The organism is Streptomyces sp. CS113 (genome assembly GCF_002188365.1).
GTDB classification, from domain to species: Bacteria; Actinomycetota; Actinomycetes; order Streptomycetales; family Streptomycetaceae; genus Streptomyces; species Streptomyces tendae.
The window spans coordinates 6165722-6186029 of sequence record NZ_KZ195574.1 but is presented as its reverse complement, the minus strand read 5'-3'; the positions used below and the strand labels follow the sequence as shown (position 1 = coordinate 6186029).

General features: G+C 74.4%; 19 protein-coding genes. 11 read left to right on the top strand and 8 right to left on the bottom strand.

Going from position 1 to position 20308, the window contains the following annotated elements:
* Positions 1 to 34 precede the first annotated feature (34 nt).
* The 3 genes from panB to B9W62_RS27690 all read left to right on the top strand — a co-directional run bounded on the left by panB (position 35) and on the right by B9W62_RS27690 (position 2941).
* On the top strand, positions 35 to 910 hold the full coding sequence (panB, locus tag B9W62_RS27700; RefSeq protein ID WP_087809702.1) for a 3-methyl-2-oxobutanoate hydroxymethyltransferase: 876 nt from the start codon (positions 35 to 37) through the stop codon (positions 908 to 910).
* 178 nt (positions 911 to 1088) lie between these two features.
* On the top strand, positions 1089 to 2120 hold the full coding sequence (locus B9W62_RS27695) for an ATP-binding cassette domain-containing protein (RefSeq protein WP_087809701.1): 1032 nt from the start codon (positions 1089 to 1091) through the stop codon (positions 2118 to 2120).
* Positions 2117 to 2941: an ABC transporter permease gene (locus B9W62_RS27690; protein ID WP_087809700.1), complete on the top strand. Its 825-nt coding sequence runs from the start codon at positions 2117 to 2119 to the stop codon at positions 2939 to 2941. Before B9W62_RS27695 ends, B9W62_RS27690 begins: the two co-directional genes overlap by 4 nt.
* A 21-nt stretch (positions 2942 to 2962) precedes the next feature.
* On the opposite strand, the gene B9W62_RS27685 is transcribed toward B9W62_RS27690, so the two are convergent.
* Complete coding sequence (locus B9W62_RS27685) at positions 2963 to 6541, bottom strand: AfsR/SARP family transcriptional regulator (RefSeq protein ID WP_256976615.1); 3579 nt, start codon at positions 6539 to 6541, stop codon at positions 2963 to 2965.
* A 273-nt stretch (positions 6542 to 6814) separates the two neighbouring features.
* Between B9W62_RS27685 and B9W62_RS27680 the strand changes: the two genes are divergently transcribed.
* The gene (locus tag B9W62_RS27680) at positions 6815 to 7612 is read left to right on the top strand and encodes a site-2 protease family protein (protein WP_087809698.1); all 798 of its coding nucleotides are present in this window, start codon (positions 6815 to 6817) and stop codon (positions 7610 to 7612) included.
* Positions 7613 to 7618: 6 nt separating this feature from the next.
* Here B9W62_RS27680 and B9W62_RS27675 read toward each other — a convergent pair whose 3' ends face one another.
* Together B9W62_RS27675 and npdG are read right to left on the bottom strand one after the other, a co-directional pair.
* On the bottom strand, positions 7619 to 7828 hold the full coding sequence (locus tag B9W62_RS27675; RefSeq protein WP_179235705.1) for a hypothetical protein: 210 nt from the start codon (positions 7826 to 7828) through the stop codon (positions 7619 to 7621).
* Positions 7829 to 7881: 53 nt separating this feature from the next.
* Positions 7882 to 8601 (bottom strand): NADPH-dependent F420 reductase, encoded by a 720-nt coding sequence (gene npdG / locus B9W62_RS27670; RefSeq protein WP_087809696.1) that lies wholly within the window; start codon positions 8599 to 8601, stop codon positions 7882 to 7884.
* Positions 8602 to 8732: 131 nt separating this feature from the next.
* Here npdG and B9W62_RS27665 point away from each other — a divergent pair, with 131 nt between their 5' ends.
* Complete coding sequence (locus B9W62_RS27665) at positions 8733 to 9347, top strand: hypothetical protein (protein ID WP_052839956.1); 615 nt, start codon at positions 8733 to 8735, stop codon at positions 9345 to 9347.
* Between the two features lie 376 nt (positions 9348 to 9723).
* Entirely contained in the window at positions 9724 to 10995 is a 1272-nt protein-coding gene (locus B9W62_RS27660) for an MFS transporter (protein WP_087812137.1), read from the top strand.
* Here the strand turns inward: B9W62_RS27660 and B9W62_RS27655 are convergent, their stop codons facing one another.
* Positions 10996 to 11238 carry a hypothetical protein gene (locus tag B9W62_RS27655; RefSeq protein ID WP_161379795.1) on the bottom strand — a complete coding sequence of 81 codons (243 nt, stop codon included), beginning with the start codon at positions 11236 to 11238 and terminating at the stop codon, positions 10996 to 10998.
* A gap of 57 nt (positions 11239 to 11295) precedes the next feature.
* Between B9W62_RS27655 and map the strand changes: the two genes are divergently transcribed.
* Together map and B9W62_RS27645 are read left to right on the top strand one after the other, a co-directional pair.
* Entirely contained in the window at positions 11296 to 12153 is an 858-nt protein-coding gene (map, locus tag B9W62_RS27650) for a type I methionyl aminopeptidase (protein ID WP_087809695.1), read from the top strand.
* A 131-nt stretch (positions 12154 to 12284) separates the two neighbouring features.
* The gene (locus tag B9W62_RS27645) at positions 12285 to 12932 is read left to right on the top strand and encodes a biliverdin-producing heme oxygenase (RefSeq protein ID WP_087809694.1); all 648 of its coding nucleotides are present in this window, start codon (positions 12285 to 12287) and stop codon (positions 12930 to 12932) included.
* Positions 12933 to 13031: 99 nt separating this feature from the next.
* On the opposite strand, the gene B9W62_RS27640 is transcribed toward B9W62_RS27645, so the two are convergent.
* From B9W62_RS27640 to B9W62_RS27625, 4 genes are all read right to left on the bottom strand, one after another.
* On the bottom strand, positions 13032 to 13244 hold the full coding sequence (locus B9W62_RS27640) for a hypothetical protein (protein ID WP_087809693.1): 213 nt from the start codon (positions 13242 to 13244) through the stop codon (positions 13032 to 13034).
* 104 nt (positions 13245 to 13348) lie between these two features.
* Entirely contained in the window at positions 13349 to 13993 is a 645-nt protein-coding gene (locus tag B9W62_RS27635) for a PhzF family phenazine biosynthesis protein (RefSeq protein ID WP_087809692.1), read from the bottom strand.
* A 170-nt stretch (positions 13994 to 14163) separates the two neighbouring features.
* Positions 14164 to 15765 (bottom strand): HtaA domain-containing protein, encoded by a 1602-nt coding sequence (locus B9W62_RS27630; RefSeq protein ID WP_087809691.1) that lies wholly within the window; start codon positions 15763 to 15765, stop codon positions 14164 to 14166.
* Positions 15766 to 15795: 30 nt separating this feature from the next.
* Positions 15796 to 17241 carry an HtaA domain-containing protein gene (locus B9W62_RS27625; RefSeq protein WP_087809690.1) on the bottom strand — a complete coding sequence of 482 codons (1446 nt, stop codon included), beginning with the start codon at positions 17239 to 17241 and terminating at the stop codon, positions 15796 to 15798.
* 112 nt (positions 17242 to 17353) lie between these two features.
* Between B9W62_RS27625 and B9W62_RS27620 the strand changes: the two genes are divergently transcribed.
* The 3 genes from B9W62_RS27620 to B9W62_RS27610 are packed head-to-tail and all read left to right on the top strand — an operon-like array spanning position 17354 to position 20306.
* Positions 17354 to 18379 carry a heme/hemin ABC transporter substrate-binding protein gene (locus tag B9W62_RS27620; RefSeq protein ID WP_087809689.1) on the top strand — a complete coding sequence of 342 codons (1026 nt, stop codon included), beginning with the start codon at positions 17354 to 17356 and terminating at the stop codon, positions 18377 to 18379.
* A complete protein-coding gene (locus tag B9W62_RS27615) occupies positions 18376 to 19467 on the top strand; it encodes a FecCD family ABC transporter permease (protein ID WP_087809688.1) in 1092 nt (363 codons plus the stop codon). Before B9W62_RS27620 ends, B9W62_RS27615 begins: the two co-directional genes overlap by 4 nt.
* A complete protein-coding gene (locus tag B9W62_RS27610) occupies positions 19464 to 20306 on the top strand; it encodes a heme ABC transporter ATP-binding protein (RefSeq protein WP_087809687.1) in 843 nt (280 codons plus the stop codon). The genes B9W62_RS27615 and B9W62_RS27610 overlap by 4 nt, the downstream gene beginning before the upstream one ends.
* The last annotated feature ends 2 nt before the right edge of the window (positions 20307 to 20308 follow it).

Sequence of the window (20308 nt, the reverse complement as noted above, 5' to 3'; positions counted from 1 at the left end):
GGGCGCCTCGAGATGACATGAAGGAGCCGTTGCCATGACGCAGCTTTCGGCTGCCCAGACGCCGCAGCGCACCCCCGCCGACGGGAGCAGGGCGCTGTACGGGGGCAAGATCAACCGCCGTATCACCGTCCGGGACATCACCGCCGCCAAGGAGCGCGGCGAGAAGTGGCCCATGCTCACCGCGTACGACGCGATGACCGCGTCCGTCTTCGACGAGTCCGGCATCCCGGTGATGCTCGTCGGCGACTCCGCGGGCAACTGCCACCTCGGCTACGAGACCACCGTGCCCGTCACGCTGGACGAGATGACGATGCTCTCGGCCGCGGTCGTCCGGGGCACCAGCCGCGCCCTGATCGTGGGCGACCTGCCCTTCGGCTCCTACCAGGAGGGACCGGTGCAGGCGCTGCGCTCGGCGACCCGGCTGGTCAAGGAGGCCGGCGTCGGGGCGGTCAAGCTGGAGGGCGGCGAGCGCTCGCACCGGCAGATCGAGCTGCTGGTGGAGTCCGGCATCCCGGTGATGGCGCACATCGGCCTCACCCCGCAGTCCGTCAACTCCATGGGCTACCGGGTGCAGGGCCGCGGCGAGGAGGCGGCCCAGCAGCTGCTGCGCGACGCCAAGGCGGTGCAGGACGCGGGCGCCTTCGCAGTCGTCCTGGAGCTGGTGCCGGCCGAGCTGGCCGCCGAGGTGACGCGGACGCTGCACATCCCGACGGTCGGGATCGGCGCGGGCCCGGACACCGACGCCCAGGTGCTGGTGTGGACCGACATGCTCGGGCTGACCGGCGGCCGGATGCCGAAGTTCGTCAAGCAGTACGCCGACCTGCGCAAGGTCATGGGCGACGCGGCGAAGGCGTACGCCGAGGACGTCGTCGGCGGCACGTTCCCCGCGGACGAGCACTCCGTCCACTAGCTCCGTCGACCAGCTCCGTCCACCCGCTCCGTCGACCAGCTCCGTCCCCCCGGTAGACCACCGCGGTACGGCCACCGGCCCCGCCGATCTTCCCCCGTCGGCGGGGCCGAGTGGTTGCCGGGCGCGCTGTCGGCGGGATGTCGGCGGTTTGTCGGTGGGGCCTGTCATCGTCTGGGACATGAAGCCAATCGACGACATCCCCCGGGCCGCGGACAGCGCGGTCACCGTGCGGGGGCTGGTCAAGCACTACGGCGAGACCAAGGCGCTGGACGGCGTCGACCTGGACGTGCGCGAGGGCACCGTGATGGGCGTGCTCGGGCCGAACGGCGCCGGCAAGACCACCCTCGTACGCATCCTGTCCACCCTCATCACCCCCGACTCCGGCCAGGCGCACGTCGTCGGGTACGACGTCCTGCGGCAGCCGCGGCAGCTGCGCCGCGTCATAGGGCTGACCGGGCAGTACGCCTCCGTGGACGAGAAGCTCCCCGGCTGGGAGAACCTCTACATGATCGGCCGGCTGCTCGACCTGTCCCGCCGGGACGCGCGCGCCCGCGCCGACGAGCTGCTGGAGCGGTTCTCGCTCACCGAGGCGGGCAAGCGGCCCGCGTCCACCTACTCCGGCGGCATGCGGCGCCGGCTCGACCTGGCCGCCTCCATGATCGGGCACCCGGCCGTGCTGTTCCTGGACGAGCCCACCACCGGTCTCGACCCGCGCACCCGCAACGAGGTGTGGGACGAGGTCAAGCGCATGGTCGGCGACGGCGTGACCGTGCTGCTCACCACCCAGTACATGGAGGAGGCCGAGCAGCTCGCCACCGAGCTGACCGTCGTGGACCGCGGCAAGGTCATCGCGAACGGCGGCATCGAGGAGCTGAAGGCCAAGGTCGGCGGCCGCACCCTGCGGGTCCGCCCGGCCGACCCGCTTCAGCTGCGTCCGCTCGCCGCCTACCTGGACGAGCTGGGCATCACCGGGCTCGCCAGTTCCACGGTGGACACCGAGCGCGGGACCGTGCTGGTGCCGATCCTCAGCGACGAGCAGCTGACGGCCGTGGTCGGCGCGGTCACCGCGCGCGGCATCACCGTCTCCGCCGTCACCACCGAACTGCCCAGCCTGGACGAGGTCTTCCTGTCCCTCACCGGGCACCGCGCCAGTTCCCCGCAGGACCCCGCCCCGGCCGCCGACGACACCCGCGAGGAGGTCGCCGTATGAGCGCCGCCACGTACGCCCCCGAGACCCTGACCACCCCGGACGCGCGGATCACCCCGCGCGCCCACCTCCGGCACACCAGCGCGCTGATCCGCCGCAACCTGTTGTGGATCCGGCAGGACCCGGAGTCGATGTTCGACGCCATCCTCTTCCCGATCGTCTTCACGCTGCTGTTCGTGTACGTGTTCGGCGGCTCCATCGGGCAGTCCCTGGGCGGCGGTCAGCAGGCGTACGTGCAGTACGTCATCCCCGGCCTGATGGCCATGATGGGCATGAACATGGCCCAGGGGGTCGGCACCGGCTTCAACCAGGACTTCAACTCCGGTGTCATGGACCGCTTCCGGTCGCTGCCGATCGGCCGCGGCTCGGTGCTGTTCGCGAAGATCGCGGTGGAGCTGCTGCGGATGCTGTTCGCGACCGCGGTGCTGATGGTCGTCGCCGTCCTGGTCGGCTTCGACATCACCGACTGGGCGGGGCTGCTGGCCTCGGTGGGGCTGTCCGCGGTGTTCGGCTCGGCGCTGATGTGGGTGTTCCTGACCCTCGGCGTGGTCATGAAGAACGCGCAGTCCGTGCAGGCGATGGGGTTCCTGGTGCTGATGCCGTTGCAGTTCGGTTCGTCGATCTTCGCGCCGACCGACTCGATGCCGGGATGGCTGCAATCGTTCACGGACTACAACCCGCTGTCCTCGCTGGCGGACACCGCGCGCGGGCTGATGCTGGGCGGTCCCGTCGCGCACGACCTGTGGGTGACGCTGGCCTGGTCCGCCGCGCTGACGGCGGTGATGGCACCGATCGCCATCCACAAGTTCCGTACGAAGTCCTGATCCGCGCCCGTGTGGCAGGCGTCAGACGAGGGCGACGGCCTCCTGCGGGGAGAGCCGGCCGCCCTCGGCGTACGCGGTGTCGTACGCCTCGCCGCCGAGCGTCTCGCGGACGCGTTGGACGGCCCGCCCGCGCGCGTCGCGCTCCATGCCCGTCGACACGTGCCCGGGCGGCAGCATCGCGTCGGCCGCGCCGAGGCACCGGGCGCCGTCCGCGGCCCGGTCGCCGCCGTCCAGGCGGGCCAGGGCCATCGCGGCGATGGTCAGGTACGCCGAGCGCATGTGCGGGGCGATCGCCGTGGACAACGGGTCCTCGGCCCGCTCCAGCGACTTGCGGATCCGGGTCAGGCAGTCCTCGTGCCGGTCCTCCAGCGTGGCGAGCCACGCCTCCGCGGCGAGGATGAAGGCGTCGAAGACGACGAAGTGGGCGATGGAGAACTCCTCGCGCAGCAGCCGCAGCTGCTCGCCGGCCTCGGCCGTACGCCCCGTCATGCCCAGGTGCCCGGCGAGGAACAGCCGGGCCGCGGGCATCGCGCCGTTGTGCCCCGTCCCGGCCGTGCGGTCGATCACCCCGCGCAGCACCCGCTCGCCCTGCTCCGTGTCGCCCGCCTCGAGGAGCACGCTGCCGAGGCGGGCGTCGAGGATGTCCACCTGGGCGTGGGCGCCGAGCCGCTCGGCGTGCCGCGCGGCGGCCCGGTAGTCGGCGGCGGCGCGCTGGTACTCGCCGACGCGCTCGCGGGCCTCGGCGCGCCCGGAGAGGGCCTCGGCCATGCCCCAGGCGTCGCCGAGCCGGTGGTAGATCTCCAGCGACTCGTCGGCGTCGCGGACCGCGTCGCCCGCCCAGTCGGTGCGGTTGGCGAGCATGTTGGCACGCATCTGCAAGCCGCCGGCCAGCTCCCACTCGTAGCCCGGGGTCTCGCGGCAGGTGCGCACGGTGGCGTCCATGATCTTGCGCAGCCGTTCCATGTCACCGGTGAGCATCACGGAGTAGAACCAGAGCAGGCCGGGGCTGGAACAGGTCTGCGGCATCCCCGGCTCGTAGGCGTCCGCGATGACCCGCAGCTTGCGCTGGGCCGCCGGGTTCTGCCACGCGTCCAGCTCCGTGTCCATGCAGGCCAGATGGGCCAGGTGCACCCCGCGCCAGGCCTCGGCGAGGACCTCGCCGGTCATCGGGGGCGGGGCGGAGGTGCACCGCTCCCACACCGGCTGGGCGAGGGTGCCCGGTTCCGCGAAGGGGTCCGGGCCGAGTGCCATCACCTCGACGAACCAGTTCCGGGCCTCCACCCGCAGGTCGCGCATCTGCCAGTACCAGACCAGCGACAGCGCCAGGCACAGCGCCTCCTGCTCGTCGCGCTCGGCGACGGCGTGGCGCAGGGCGGTGCGCAGGTTCTCGTACTCGCGCTCCAGCCGCTCGATGGCGGCGAGCTGCTGCGAACCGCGCAGCAACGGGTCGGTGGTGCGGGCGAGTTCGCGGTAGTACGTCAGATGGGCGCGGGCCGCGGCGGCGCGTCCGCCGGTCTCGTCGAGGCGCTCGCCCGCGTACTCGGCGACGGTCTCCAGGAGCCGGTAGCGCATGCCGTCGCCGGACAGGCGGTCGGTCACCGGAGCGGCCACGACGAGGGACTTGTCGACGAGGGAGCCGAGGGCGTCCAGCGCGGCGGGCCCGCACACGGCCTCGGCGGCGGCGAGGTCGCAGCCGCCCGCGAAGACGGACAGCCGCCCCAGCACGTCGCGCTCGTCCGCGTCGAGCAGGTCCCAGGACCAGTCGACGACCGCACGCAGGGTCTGCTGGCGGGGCAGGACGGTACGGCTGCCCGAGGTGAGCAGGCGGAAGCGGTCGTCGAGCCGCTCGGCGATCTGGCGCGGGGTGAGCATGCGCAGCCGGGCGGCGGCCAGTTCGATGGCCAGCGGCAGGCCGTCGAGGCGGCGGCAGATCTCGGCGCAGGCGGCGGCGGTCTCCTCGTCGGCGTCGACGCGGAAGCCGGGGCGGGCGGCCGCGCCCCGGTCGGCGAGCAGGCGCAGCGCGGCGGGCTCGGGCAGCGGCTCCACGGGGCGCAGCGACTCCCCCGGCACGCCGAGGGGTTCGCGGCTGGTGGCGAGGACGGTCAGGTGGGGGCAGCGGGCGAGGAGTTCCTCGGCGAGGCGGGCGGCGGCGTCGACGACGTGTTCGCAGTTGTCGAGGACGATCAGCATGCGGCGCCGGCCGCAGTGCTCGACGAGCCGCTCGACGGCGGTGTCCTGCCCCTCGGAGGCGGTTGCGGCCCGCATCTCCTCGGCACCGGCGCGGTAGAGCACGGTCTCGCGGGCGCCGACGGCGGTCAGCACGGCCTCCGGTACGTCCGCGGGGTCGTCCACGGGGGCCAGCTCGGCCAGCCACACGCCGTCCCGCGCCGTGTCCCCGGCCCCCTCGGCGGCCTCCTGCGACAGCCGGGTCTTCCCGGCGCCGCCGGGCCCGAGCAGGGTCACGAGCCGGGTGGCCGCCAGATCGGCCCGCAGCGCCTCCACGTCACCGTCCCGCCCGACGAAGGAGGTGAGCCGGGCGCGCAGGTTGCCGCGGGGGCGGAGTCCCCCCGGGGCACGCGCGGGGACGGGCTCGGGCACCGCGCCGGAGGCGGGCGCCGCGCCGGAGGCGGCAGGAGCCCTGCCCGGCGCCGACGCCGTACCCGCGCCCGGGACCGCGCCGGGGGCCGGTGCCGTACCCAGTGTGGTGGCGGGTCCCTGCGCCGTCCCGGAGGCGGGCCACCGCTTCGAGCCGGGTCCCGGGGCAGGACCGGACGCAGGGTCCGCGCCGGACGCCACACCCGCGCCGGGCACCGGGCCGGACGACAGGGCGGCGTCGGACGACCGGGCGGGGCCGGGTGCGGGACCGGGTTCCGGGGTGGGTGAGGGACTGAGCAGCTTCGCGTGCAGGGCCCGCAGCTCGGGGCCCGGCTCGGTGCCGAGGCGGTCGGCGAGGACGCGGCGTACGGACGCGTAGGCGGCCAGTGCCTCGGCGGTGCGGCCGGCGTCGCGCAGGGCGCGCAGTCGCAGCGCCTGGAGGGGCTCGTCCAGGGGGTGGCTGTCGCACAGCGCGGTCAGCTCGGGCAGCGAGTGCTCGGCCTGCCGGAGCTCCAGCGCGGCGGTGTGGCGGGCGCGCAGCGCGTCCAGGCGCCGGGTCGTCCAGCGGGCCGTCTCGGCGGTGCGGTCGGGCAGGTCGGGCAGGACGGGGTCCCGCCACAGGGCGAGGGCGTCGTCGAGCACCACGGCGGCCTTGGCCGGGTCGCCGTCGGCGAGGGCGCGGATGCCCTCCCCCGCGAGCCGGTCGAAGCGGTGCAGGTCGACGTCGTCGGGGGCGGCGGCGAGCCGGTAGCCGCCGTCGACGGAGGCGACCGAGTCCGCGCCCAGCGTCCGGCGCAACCGCCCGACCAGCGCCTGAAGGGCACCCGGCGCGTCGGCGGGCGGGTCCCCGTCCCAGACCTCCTCCACCAGCAGCCCCGCGGGGACGGCGCGGCCGGCCCGGAGGGCGAGCACGGACAGCAGGGCGCGCAGCCGCGCCCCGCCGAGCGGGACGGCCGTGCCGTCGGGACGGAGTACCTGTGTGGAGCCGAGAATGCGATAGCGCACGGGCCCATTGTCCCCGCTGCCGTCGGAGCCGGTCACGGGGTTTTGGCCGCACGGCGTGGCCGGGCCCGCACGGCCCCGCTTCCCGCGCCCTGCGCTCCGCTTCCCGCGCCCCGCTCTCGCTCCCCGCGCCCCGCGCCCCGCTCCCCGGAACCGTCCGCACCGGCCCGGAACCGTCCGCCCCGCACGAGACGTTCTCCCCGTGCGCCCGGTACGGTCGGGCAGTCCCGCACCCCGCGGGTGCCCGTCACGCGTGCCCGACAGTCAGGGAGTCCCATGTCCACCGCCACCGCCCGTCCCAGCGACCGGAGGATCAGTCCCGTCTTCCTCGGGATCGTCGCCGTCGCCGCGGTCACGGGCTGGGCCACCTGGACCGGGTTCGCCGAGCAGCCGGGTCTCGCGGTGTTCCTGTTCGTGACGGCGGCCTGGGTCGTCTCGCTGTGCCTGCACGAGTACGCGCACGCCCGCACCGCGCTGCACAGCGGTGACATCTCGGTCGGCGCGAAGGGCTACCTCACGCTGAACCCGGTGAAGTACACGCACGCCCTGCTCAGCATCGTCCTGCCCGTCCTCTTCGTGATCATGGGCGGGATCGGGCTGCCCGGCGGCGCCGTCTTCATCGAGCGCGGGCGGATCCGGGGACGCTGGCGGCACAGCCTCATCTCGGCGGCGGGCCCGCTGACGAACGTGCTGTTCGCCGTCGTGTGCACGGCGCCGTTCTGGCTGGACGCGCTGGACGGCGTGCCGCGCGACTTCCGGCTGGCGCTGGCGTTCCTCGCGCTGCTCCAGGTCACGGCCGCGATCCTGAACTTCCTGCCGGTGCCGGGCCTGGACGGCTACGGCGTGATCGAGCCCTGGCTGTCGTACAACGTGCGGCGGCAGGTGGAGCCGCTCGCGCCGTTCGGGCTGCTGATCGTGTTCGCGCTGCTGTGGATCCCGGCGCTCAACGGCGTGTTCTTCGACGTGATCGACGCGCTGCTGCGGGGCCTGGGGATCGGCGAGATCGACACGTACTGCGGCTTCGAGCTGTACCGCTTCTGGCAGACCGATCCGCTGTGCACGCCGGGCGGATGAGGCCGCTCAGCCGGTGACGGACGTGGACGACGCGGACGAGGCGGCGCGGCGGGCGTCCCGGCCGCGCTTGGCGTAGTACCAGCACATGTTCGACGACAGCCCCGACAGCAGCACCCACACCACGCCGATCACGACGCTGCCCTGCACGAAGGAGACGACGGCGGCGGCCACGGCGAGTACGCAGACGACCAGGGCGTAGAGGGCGAGGCGGGGCATGGGAACGGCTCCTGTCGGGGGGACACTGGTACCGACCAGTGTCCCCCATCGCCTCATACGTCCGTGACGCGGAGCCCGGCGTGCGCCTTGTAGCGGCGGTTGACGGAGATCAGGTTGGCGACCAGCGACTCGACCTGGTGGGCGTTGCGCAGCCGTCCGGCGAAGACGCCGCGCATGCCGGGGATGCGGCCCGCGAGGGCCTGCACGATCTCCACGTCCGCCCGCTCCTCGCCGAGCACCATCACATCGGTGTCGATCTCGTCGATCTCCGGGTCCTGGAGGAGGACCGCCGAGAGGTGGTGGAAGGCGGCGGCGACCCGGCTGTCCGGCAGCAGGGCGGCGGCCTGCTCGGCGGCGCTGCCCTCCTCGGGCTTGAGCGCGTAGGCGCCCTTCTTGTCGAAGCCGAGCGGGTTGACGCAGTCGACGACGAGCTTGCCGGACAGTTCCGCGCGCAGGGATTCGAGGGTCTTGCCGTGCCCGTCCCACGGTACGGCGACGATCACGACGTCGCTGCGGCGCGCGGTCTCGGCGTTGTCGGCACCCTCGACGCCGTGCCCGATCTCCTCGGCGGCGGCCGCGGCGCGCTCGGCGGCGCGGGAGCCGACGATCACCTTCTGGCCGGCCTTGGCGAGGCGGTACGCGAGGCCCTTGCCCTGCGGGCCGGTGCCGCCGAGCACGCCGACGACCAGCCCGGAGACGTCGGGCAGGTCCCAGGGGTCCTTGGCCGGAGCCTTGCCGGGGGCCTTCTGTGCAGCACTGTCGGTAGAGGTCATGGGGCGACCCTACGTCCGTGACGGCCGGCCGAGCGGTACGGGTCCCGCCCGGCGGAAGGCGGTCCCCGGGCCGGGTGAATCCGGGGCGAACGCCGGACCGCGCGGCGGGGGTTGCGGCAGGATGCGGCGGCATGGACGCCGTACGGGTCGCGCTGCTGCGGGAAGTGCTCGCCGGGACCGAGTGGCTGGGGGCCACCCGGAGGTTCGCGGGGGCGCTGCGGGGGTCGGTGGTCCCGCACGGGGGCGGTCTGCTGCTGGTGGGCACCCCCGGGTTCGAGCCCTGGCACCTGGCGGCGCACCTGGTGGACGAGGCCGCCTGGTCGGGGACACCGGAGCTGGCGCCCACGCTGGTCCGGCACGACGCGCGCCCCTCGGACCCGGCGCACCTCGCGGTCGGCCTCGGGCGGCTGGCGGCGGCCCGGCGCGGCGAGACGCTGCTGGTGGTCACGCCCGACGATCCCGGCGCGCCGCTCCTGGAACGGGTGCACGACGCCCGCCGGGCGGGTGCGACGGTGCTGGCGCTGGGCACCGACCGCGAGCCGGGCGAGCGGGAGCTGACGGCGATGGCGCACGAGACGCTGACCGTCCCGGACGGCGCCGAGCTGGACCTGGACACGGTGCAGCACCTGGTCAGCGCCTCGGCCGGGGAGAACGCGGTGCCGCCGCCCCGGGGCCGCCGCCGCTTCCGCGACCGCCTCTCCCGCCTGGCCGACCACCTGACGGCCCCGCCGCCGTCGGGATGGTGACACCGGACCGGAAACGCACGGCCCCGCCGCCCCGGAACCACCCGCCCCGGCCCACCCGGCTCCCGACGGCACCGCCGCCGCAGCAGCCGGTCACCCCGCGCTCCTGCCCCGCCGCCGCTTCCGGGCCCTCGTCCCGTCCGTCCCGTCCGGCCGGCCGGCTGACCACGCCGCCGCCGTCCGACCGGTGACCAGCGCGCGAAAACCGGTTGCCCGCGCTCGTGCGGCCCCCGGACGATGACCCCTCGTGACCGAGACCTCCCCCACCGGCGCGACCGCCGACGGACCCGCCGACGGACCCGCCGACGGACGCGCCGACGAACCCGTCGACGGACCCGTCGACGAACCCACCGCCCCGCCGCCCGCCCCGACCGCCGGCCTGCGGGCCCTGCTTCCCGACCTCTCCCCCTGGCGGGCCTCGCGGGACTTCCGGCGGTTGTGGGTCTCGGGGCTGATCACGAACTTCGGGAGCTTCCTGACGTTCGTCGCGCTGCCGGTGCAGATCAAGGAGCTGACGGGCTCGGCGGCGGCGGTGGGTGCGATCGGTGCCGTGGAGCTGGTGCCGCTCGTGGTGTTCGGGCTGTACGGCGGCGCGCTGGCCGACGCCTGGGACAAGCGGCGGCTGATCCTGTGGACGGAGGCCGGTCAGGGCGTGCTGTGCGCGGCGCTGCTGGTCAACGCGCTGATGCCGAGCCCCGCCGTCTGGCCGCTGTACGTGATCGCCGCGTTCACCTCGGCGCTCGGCGCGGTCCAGCGCCCGGCCCTGGACTCGCTGATCCCGCGGATCGTGGCCCACGAGCACCTGCCGGCCGCCGCCTCGCTGAACGCGCTGCGCTGGCAGGTCGGCGGGATCGCCGGACCGGCGCTGGCGGGCGTGGTGGTGGCGTACGCGGGGCTCGGCTGGGCGTACGCGGTGGACCTGGTCACCTTCGCCGCGTCGGTGGCCCTGGTGGTGGGGCTCGCCGCCTCGCCCGCCTCGCACGAGGCGCGCAGGCCGTCCTGGGCGGCGATCGCCGAGGGCGCCCGGTACGCGTGGAGCCGCAAGGAACTGCTGGGCACCTACGCGGTCGACGTCGCGGCGATGCTGCTGGCGATGCCGCTCGCGGTGCTGCCGTTCCTGGCCGACGAGCTGGACGCCGAGTGGTCGCTCGGGCTGATGTACGCGGCGATCCCGGCCGGGTCGCTGCTGGTGAGCGTGAGCAGCGGCTGGACGTCGCGGGTGCACCGGCACGGGCGGATGGTGGTGCTCGCGGCGGCCGGGTGGGGCGTGGCGATCGCCGCGGCGGGCTTCGCCGGGAACGTGTGGCTGGTGCTGCTGTGCTTCGTCCTCGCCGGGGCCTGCGACATGGTCAGCGGCGTCTTCCGCAGCGCGATGTGGAACCAGACCATCCCGGACGAGCTGCGCGGCCGGCTCGCCGGGATCGAGCTGCTGTCGTACTCGGTGGGGCCGCAGCTCGGCCAGGTCCGGGCGGGCGGCACGGCCGCGCTCGCCGGGGTGCGGGCCTCGGTGTGGTCGGGCGGGCTGCTGTGCGCGGGCGCGGTGGGGCTGCTGGCGCTGTGCCTGCCGACGATGATGACGTACGACGCCCGGACGAACGAGCACGCGGTGCGGCTGCGCGCGAAACGCGCAGCCGACGCCGCGAGCGGCTGATCAGTCGTCCCGGTCGCCGTCCGCACTCCCCGCCGAGGAGGCGTCGTGCCACCGGGGGTCGTTCTCCCACTCGAGGTTGCGCTCGCGGGCGGTCTGCATCGCGTGCTCGGCCTCGGTGCGGGAGGCGTACGGTCCGAAGCGGTCCTTGCCCGGGCAGTCCGGGCCCTCCTCGACCTTCTGGTGTTCCAGGCAGTAGTACCACTCGCCCGGTTTGCCGACCGTGCGCTTCTTGAACAGGGCCATGGACAGCTCCTCTCGCCACCGACATGTTCCCCCACGGCCGCTGGTTAGACTCGCGGCATGTCTGGCCAGTCGCTGCTCGTACCAGGGGAGCTGTCTCCCACCCGTTCCGTGCCCGGAAACATCCGCCGACCCGAGTACGTCGGCAAACCCGCGCCGACCCCGTACACCGGACCGGAGGTGCAGACGCCCGAGACCGTCGAGGCGATGCGCGTGGCCGGGCGGATCGCGGCGCGGGCGATGGAGGAGGCCGCGAAGCACATCGCGCCCGGCGTGACGACGGACGAGCTGGACCGGGTGGCGCACGAGTACATGTGCGACCACGGCGCCTACCCCTCGACCCTCGGCTACCGCGGCTACCCGAAGTCCCTGTGCAGCTCGGTCAACGAGGTCATCTGCCACGGCATCCCCGACTCCACGGTGCTGCGCGACGGCGACATCGTGAACCTCGACGTGACGGCGTACATCGGCGGGGTGCACGGCGACAACAACGCGACCTACCTGGTCGGCGACGTGGACGAGGAGAGCCGGCTGCTGGTCGAGCGGACCCGGGAGTCGCTGGCCCGCGCGGTCAAGGCGGTCAAGCCGGGCCGGCAGATCAACATCATCGGCCGGGTCATCGAGTCGTACGCCAAGCGGTTCGGGTACGGGGTGGTGCGGGACTTCACCGGCCACGGCATCAACTCGTCGTTCCACTCCGGGCTCATCGTGCCGCACTACGACAGCCCGCACGCGACGACCGTCATCCAGCCCGGGATGACCTTCACGATCGAGCCGATGCTGACGCTCGGCACCCACGAGTACGACATGTGGGACGACGGCTGGACGGTCGTGACGAAGGACCGCAGGCGGACCGCGCAGTTCGAGCACACGCTGGTGGTGACGGACTCGGGCGCGGAGATCCTCACCCTGCCCTGACCTCGCACGCCCCTGGACGGCCCGCTCTCCCCGGAGGGCGGGCCGTTTCGCGTCCCAGTGGGTAGGCTTTTGCCGACAGGCCGTCGGCAACCTATTGACTTAGGTAAGCCTAACCATAGAAAATCGCGCCCATGGACTCCTTCTCGACCCTCATCCGCACGGCGTCCCACGAGCAGCACGTGGAGGCGGAGACCTCCACCTTCATGAGCGACCTGCTCGGGGGCCGGCTCGGCGTGGACGCGTACGCGCGCTACACCGAGCAGCTGTGGTTCGTCTACGAAGCCCTGGAGACCGCCGCCGGAGGGCTGGCGGCGGACCCGGTGGCCGGGCCGTTCGTCCGGCCGGAGCTGCTCCGGCTGGCCTCGCTGGAGCGGGACCTGGCGCACCTGCGCGGGGACGGCTGGCGCACGGGGCTGACCGCCCTGCCCGCCACCGAGGCGTACGCGGCCCGGGTGCGCGAGTGCGCCGAGGACTGGCCGGCGGGGTACGTCGCCCACCACTACACGCGCTACCTCGGCGACCTGTCGGGGGGTCAGATCATCCGAGACAAGGCCGAGCGGACGTGGGGCTTCGCCCGGAAGGGCGACGGGGTCCGCTTCTACGTCTTCGAGGAGATCTCCAACCCGGCCGCCTTCAAGCGGGAGTACCGCGAGCTGCTGGACGGCATCCGCGCGGACGACCTGGAGAAGCAGCGGATCGTCGCCGAGTGCAAGCGCGCCTTCGCGCTGAACACGGCGGTCTTCCGGGCGCTGGGCGAGGAGTTCCCGCTCTCCGCGTGAGCGACGCCCCCCCGCGATGCCCGCGATGCCCGCGGACGCACCGGTCCCCCTCGGCCGCCTGGGCCGAGGGGGACCGAAAGAGCGAACGGCAGGACCGACTCAGTTGTCGATGTCGTAGTCGTCGCTGCGGCAGTTGATGCCGCCGAAGTACAGGTCGCCGGTGCTGTCCGTGGTGATGGCGCCGAAGTACGGGCTGCACGTGGCGTCCTCGTCACCGTGCATGGGGCCGTCGAAGGCGGTGGCGGTCGCGGCACCACCGGCGGTCATGGCGGCGGTCAGCAGGACCGTGGCGAGGGCGGAGCGGATGCGCATGGGTTTCCTCTCGGGGAGACTGAGCGGTCAGGCCCAGTGGTCCCCCCTCGCCGTCGCGCGCACACGCTGTTCCACCCGTACGGAGGCGTGGTACGGCACTCCCGTCACCGCTCCAGGCGCACCCGGCCGCCGATCTCGACCCAGCCCTCGGGCTGCGGGGCGGTGAGGATCTGGGAGCCGACCCCCTGGGTGATGTTGAGGGCGCGGCCCAGCCGTCCGGTCAGCAGCAGCGCCGCCGCGCCGGTGGCCTCGTCCTCGTCGATGCCGTCGTCGCGGCCGGGGAACGCACGGGCGCGCACCCGTCCCGCCGCCTCGTCCTCCCACGCCCAGGCGTAGATCCACTCCCCTTTCGGCGGCACGGCCAGGTCATCGACCTCGGCGACGGTGGCGTACTGGCGCAGGGTGCGCGGCGGGGCCCACTCGGGGCGGGCCTCGATCCAGCTGAACTCCCCGTCCAGCCGGGCGCCCACCACCCCGGCCGGGGTGACGAGTTCGGGCACGTCGAGCAGCCAGGCGGCGCCGACGCAGGGGTGTCCGGCGAAGGGCAGCCGCAGGGTGGGCGTGTAGATGTCGACGACGCCGCGCTCGGGGTCGTCGACGAACACGGTCTCGCTGAAGCCCAGCTTGGCGGCCAGCTCCTGCCGCCGCTCCGGCTCCGGCAGCACGGAACCCTCCCGGACGACGCCGAGTTCGTTGCCGTATCCGCCGTTCGGAGCGCAGAAGACGCGCAGTACGTCGTAGTCGGTCACCGACGCATTCAAGCATCGTCCGCGGGCGGCCGGAGCGGGGTGGGGGCTGCGTCGTACGGGAGGGGGGCGAACGCGTCCGGGCGCCCCTCGGCGACCGCGTCGGCGGTCCGCCGTACCGGGCGGCCCGGACGAAACGCAGCGGCGGCGAACCGCCCCGGCCCGCTGCGGGATTACGCCCGCGTACGCCGCCTGCGCGCCGCGTACACCGCACCCGCGCCGACCGCGACCGCGACACCGGCCGCCGCGCCCAGGGCCGGGCCGGGTATGTCCGAACCGGTGGAGGCGAGGCTGCCGCCGCCGATCGAACCGCCGGTGGTCGTTCCGGTACCGCCGACGGTCGAACGCGTACCGCCGGTGCCCCCGGCGCCGCCGGTGGTCGCGCCGCCGGTGCCGCCCGCGCCGCCGGACGTGCCCGTGCCCCCGCCGTCCGGCAGTCGGGCGTCGTCGCTGAGCGCCACCGACAGGTCGACCGGGTCCAGGGCCGTGCCGGCCGGGTAGTTGCCGAAGACCTTCGCGCCGGCGTCGGTGACGGTGGCGGCGATGCCGTCGACCGTGATGACGTCCTTGTCGGCCTTCAGGTCGCCGGATGCGGCCTCGAGGTCGGCCAGGACCACGCCCTCGGTCCGCGTGCCGAGGCTGTTCACGTCGGCGGTGAGGGTGCCGCTGCCGCCGTCGAGGGTGGCCTTGAGGTTGCTCAGGGTCAGGTCGAGGCCGTAGGTGCCGCCCGACGCGTGGCCCTTGAAGTTGACGGCGCCCTTGAAGGTGGCGGTCAGCTTGTCGGCGTCCGTGTCGTAGGTGCCGGTGGCGTCCTTGAAGGTGAACGCGCCGTTCCCGGCGGCCTGGGTGGCGCCGCCCGAGACGGTGACCCGGCCCTTGGCGATGGTGCCGACGACGTACGCGCGGAAGGATTCCTTCACCCCCCAGCCGAGGGTGCCGTCGGCGATCGCGCCCTTGGCGGGGGCCGTGCCGGTGGACGCCGAGGGCGAGGCGCCCGTGCTCGCCGTGGGGCTCGGGTCCTGGGTGCCGGGCGTGGTCTGCGGGCCGGTCGGTTCCGGGTCGGCCGGGCCGGTGCTCGGCTCCTCGGAGGGCTCCCCACCGGGCTCGGTGCTGGGCCCGGTGCTCGGCCCGGTGGTGGGACCGGTGCTCGGCCCGGTCGTGGGACCGGTGCTGGGCTCCGTGGTCGGCGGCGTCTTCTTGACCACCGTCAGCGGGTCACCGGCCGCGCCCGCATAGCCCGCGCTGCCGAGGTACTCGCCCGCCTCGGTGGTAAGAGTCGTCGCCATGTCGGTCATCGCGCGGGTCACGGCGACCTTGGCGAGCGGCACGTCGTCGCCCTTCTTGGTGGGCGTCGCGCCGGAGGTGTCGACCGTGGTCACGTCGGCGGTGATCTCACCGGCGCCGCTGTCGAAGCGCACGTCGGTGAGCGTGACTTCGAAGTGGTGCGCGGCGGAGGCGCTCACCAGCTTGCCCCGGAAGGCGAGGTCGACGGTGTGCGCCGAGGTGTCGTAGGTCCCGGTGCCGTCGGTGAAGGTGAAGGCGCCGTTGCCCGCGGCCTGGGTGGCCCCCTCGGAGGCGGTGAAGCTGCCGAACATGCCGACGTACGTCCGGTAGGACTGCTTGATGCCCCAGGTCAGCTCGTAGTCGGCGAGCGGGGATTCGGCCGCCGAGGCGCTGGTGGCCCCGCCCAGCGTGGCGAGGGCGGTCGCGCCGAGGGCGGCGGCCGTGGCCACGGCGGCGGCGAGTGCGGTGGAGCGGCGTCGTCTGACGGGCATGGCTCGGTTCTCCTTGGGTGTCGGGGGTGTTCAGCCCTGGTCCGGGGCATGGTCCGCCGGGGTGCCGGGGGACGCGGCGGGCCGGGCGCGGCGCCTGCGGAGGGCGACGGCCACGAGGGCCGCGGCCGCCAGCAGCAGGGCGCCGGCCGCGAGGGAGACGGGAAGTGCGGGGAAGTCGCCGTCGTCGGTGGTGCTCGCCACCGGGGCGGCGGAGGTGTCGGCGCCGGTCTTCTCGGGCTGCGGGCTCGCACTCGGCGTGGGCGCGCTGCCCAGGTCGGGCAGGGCGGGCAGGCGCGCGTCGGCGGTGAGGGCGACGGCCAGGGAGACCGGGTCCATCTCGGTGCCCGCCCGGTACATGCCGCCGAAGGCCCGCGCGCCGCGCGCGGTGAGCTTCGCGGGGGCCTCGGTGACCTTCACCAGGCCGCCGGCCGGCTTCAGGCCGCCCGCGGTGAAGGTGACCAGGGGCACCTTCTTCTCCTCGACGTCCGGGCTCGCCACGTCGGCGTACAGCGTGCCCGTGCCGTTCTCGACGACGGCCCGCACGTTGCCGAGGCTCAGGTCGAGGCCGTGGGCGCCGGTGAAGCGCACGGTGCCCTGGAAGGCGGCGGTGAGGTCGCCGTCCGCGTACGTCCCCTCGCCGCCGGGGAAGCGGAAGAGCGCGCCGCCGTCCTGGGCACCCGCGGACAGGGTCCACTCGCCGTCGGCGATGTCGCCGGTGACGTACTCGCGGAAGGTGCGGCGCACCCCCCAGTCGACGGCACCGTCCTGGACGGCGCCGCCGGACGTCTTCGCGGGCTTCGGCGACGCGGCGGACGGGGAGGGGGTGCCGGACGGCTGCTTCTCCTGCCGCGGCGCGGACGCCTCGACGTCGGCGGACAGGCTCACCGGGTCGAGCGCGGTGCCCGCGGTGTAGTAGCCGGCGAAGGAGCGGGCGCCCTCGGCGGTGAGGGTGGCGGGCACGTTGTTCAGGGCCACGGTGGAACCGCCGCCCCGCATGTCGATGCCGCCGAGGGAGAGGGAGGCGAAGGGCACCTGACGGGACGTCGTGACCGCCCCGGTGTCCTTCGCCCTGCTGACGACGTCCACGTGGAGCGTGCCGGTGGAGCCGGAGACGCTCACGGTGGGACGGCTGAGGGTGAGGTCGAGCTGGTGGGTGCCGGCGCTCGTGCGATGGCCGAGGAAGTGCACGCCGCCCGTGAAGGCGGCGCGGAAGGCGCCGGTGGCGGCGTCGTAGGTGCCGGTCGCCGAATGGAAGCGGAAGGTGCTGCCGCCGACCGTGGCCGCACCCCCGTTCAGGGAGTAACTCCCCTTCGCTATGGGCCCGGTGACATAGCTCTGGAACGAGGACTTGATGCCCCAGTCGAGCCGTCCGCCCTGCACGGTCCGGCTCTCGGCGTGGGCGGCGGTCACGGACAGCAGGGCGCCGAGAACGGCCGCGCACACCACGGTGACCAGGGCGCGAAGGCGGGCGGGCATGCGAAGTCCTCCGGATCGGGGGGCCGGTAGCAAACAAAGGTAAGGCTAACCTAAGCTCTAGTCGACCGGCACCGGCCGCTCGTCCGCGGCCCGAGGAGAGGAACGGACCACCGTGCGACGCTTGCGCAACCGACTGGCGGGAGCACTGCTGTCCGTGCTCGCCCTGTCCCTGACCGCGACCGGATGCGGAGGCTCCTCCGAGGCCGCGCCCGGCGGCGGGGGCTCGACGTCCTCCCCCGCCGGGGCGTCCGTCGCGAACCGCGTCGAGCCGCTCGCGCCAGGACCCGAACCCCGACTCCCGGTCACCGTCCCCTCCGCCGACGGCGAGCGGGTGACGGTGCAGGCCGCCGAGCGGATCGTCCCCCTCTCCGGCAGCCTCAGCGAGATCGTCTTCACCCTCGGGCTCGGCGACCGGGTCGTCGCCCGGGACGTCACCGCCACCTTCGAACAGGCGGCGAAGCTCCCGGTGGTGACCCGGGGCCACGACGTCTCCGCCGAGAGCGTGCTGTCGCTCAGGCCCGACCTGGTGCTCGCCGAGACCACCTCGGGCCCCGAGGAGGCGGTGGATCAGATCCGCGCCGCCGGGGTCCCGGTGCTCTTCGTCGAGGCGGCGGGGGGCCTGGACGACGTGGGCCCGCGCATCCGGGCGGTCGCCGGCGCCCTCGGCGTACCGGCGGCCGGGAAGGAGCTGACCCGGCGCTCGGAGCAGCGGATCGAGGCCGTGCGCAAGGGCGTTCCGCACCGGGAGGAGCCGCGGGTCGCCTTCCTCTACCTGCGCGGCTCGGCCTCCGTCTACCTCATCGGCGGCAAGGACTCCGGCGCCGGTTCGCTGATCGAGGCGGCCGGGGCGGTGGACGCCGGGGCCGCCTCGGGACTCGGCAAGGACTTCACCGCCATCACCAGCGAGGCCCTGGTCAAGGCCGCGCCGGACGCGATCCTCGTGATGAGCAAGGGACTCGAATCGGTCGGCGGCGTCGACGGGCTGGTGAAGATCCCCGGCGTCGCCCAGACCCCGGCCGGGATGGACCGCCGGATCGTCTCCGTCGAGGACGGCGTACTGCTCAACTACGGCCCGCGCACCGACCAGGTGCTGAAGTCGGTCGTGGCGCAGCTGTACGGCGAGGACGGCGCCGAGTGACCGTCCTGGACAAGCCGGTCCGCGCCCAGGCGCCCGCGGACCCCGCCGCCCCCCGGTCCCGGCGCACCACCGCCTGGCTGCTGACCGCCGCCCTCGCCGCCGGTCTGCTGGTCCTCGTCCCGGTCGCGGCCGGCACCGGCGCCTACCCGATCCCGGTCGGCGACGTACTCGGCTCGCTGCTGCACCGGACGGGGCTCGGCGGCACGGAGCTGGACCGGGTGGCCGAGTCGGTGCTGTGGAACGTGCGGTTCCCCAGGATCGTGCTGGCCCTGCTGGTCGGCGCCTCGCTCGGGTGCGCCGGGGCGCTCATGCAGGGCGTGTTCGGCAACCCGCTGGCCGAGCCGGGCGTCATCGGCGTCTCCTCGGGCGCGGCGGTCGGCGCGGTCGCCGCCATCGCGTTCGGCCTGAACTTCCTCGGCACCTGGACGGTGTCCGTCTTCGCCTTCGTCTCCGGCCTGATCACCGTCCTGGTCGTCTACGCGATGTCCCGTTCGGGCGGCCGTACGGAGGTCGTGACCCTGATCCTCACGGGCATCGCGGTGAACGCCTTCGCGGGCGCGCTGATCGGCCTGTTCCTGTTCTTCGCGGACACCGCGGCGGTCAACCAGATCACCTTCTGGCAGCTGGGCTCGCTCGCCCAGGCGACCTGGCCGAAGGTGCTGGCGGTCCTGCCGTGCGCGGCGCTCGGCCTCGGGCTCGCCCCGCTGTACGCCCGTCGCCTCGACCTCCTCGCCCTCGGCGAACGCCCGGCCCGCCACCTGGGCGTGGACGTGGAGCGGCTGCGGATCGTCCTGGTCCTGGTGATCGCCCTGCTGACCGCGGCGGCGGTGAGCGTGGCCGGTGTCATCGGCTTCGTCGGACTCGTCGTCCCGCACCTGCTGCGGATGGCGGCCGGGCCGGGCCACCGGTTCCTGATCCCGGGCAGCGCGCTGCTCGGCGCGCTGGTCCTGCTCGCCGCCGACCTGGCCGCCCGCACGGTCGCGGAGCCGGCCGAACTGCCGCTCGGGGTGCTGACGGCGCTGCTGGGCAGTCCGTTCTTCTTCTGGCTGCTGCGCCGCACCCGGCGCAGGCAGGGAGGCTGGGCATGAGAAGGGTGAAGCTGCCGCGGCTCGTGCCGTCCCGTCCGGTGCCGCCGCCCCCGGCCGCGCCGGGCGACGTCCTCGCCGCGGCCGAGGGGCTGCGCGTGCACCTCGGCGGGCGGCCGGTCCTCGACGGGGTGGACGTGGACGTCCGCGCCGGCGAGGTGCTCGCCCTGGTCGGCCCCAACGGGGCGGGCAAGTCGACGCTGTTGGGCGCGCTGGCCGCCGACGTCCCGGCCGCCGGGGGCGTCGTACGCGTGCACGGCCGCCCGGTGGCGGACTGGTCCGCGCACGAACTGGCGCTGCGCCGCGCGGTGCTGCCCCAGTCGGCGTCGCTGTCCTTCCCGTTCGCGGTGGCGGAGGTGGTGCGGATGGGCCGGGCGCCCTGGGCGGGCGGCGACCGGGAGGCGGAGGACGACGCGGCCGTGGCGGAGGCGATGGCCCGCACGGAGGTGGCCGGCTTCGCGGAACGGCCGTTCTCCGCGCTCAGCGGTGGCGAACGGGCCCGCGTGGCCCTCGCCCGGGTCCTCGCCCAACGCGCCCCCCTCCTGCTGCTCGACGAGCCGACCGCGGCCCTGGATCTCAGGCACCAGGAGCTCGTGCTCCGCTTGTGCCGGGAGCGGGCGCGGGCCGGGGACGCGGTGGTCGTCGTCCTGCACGACCTCGCGCTGGCGGCGGCGTACGCGGACCGGGTGGCGGTCCTGCGTGCGGGCCGGATCGCGGCCGACGGCCCGCCGGCGGAGGTGTTCGCCGAGGGGCTCCTGTCCGAGGTCTACGACCAGCCGGTGGAGGTGTTCCCGCACCCCCGCACGGGCGCGCTCCTGGTCGTCCCGCGCCGCGAGCCCTGACG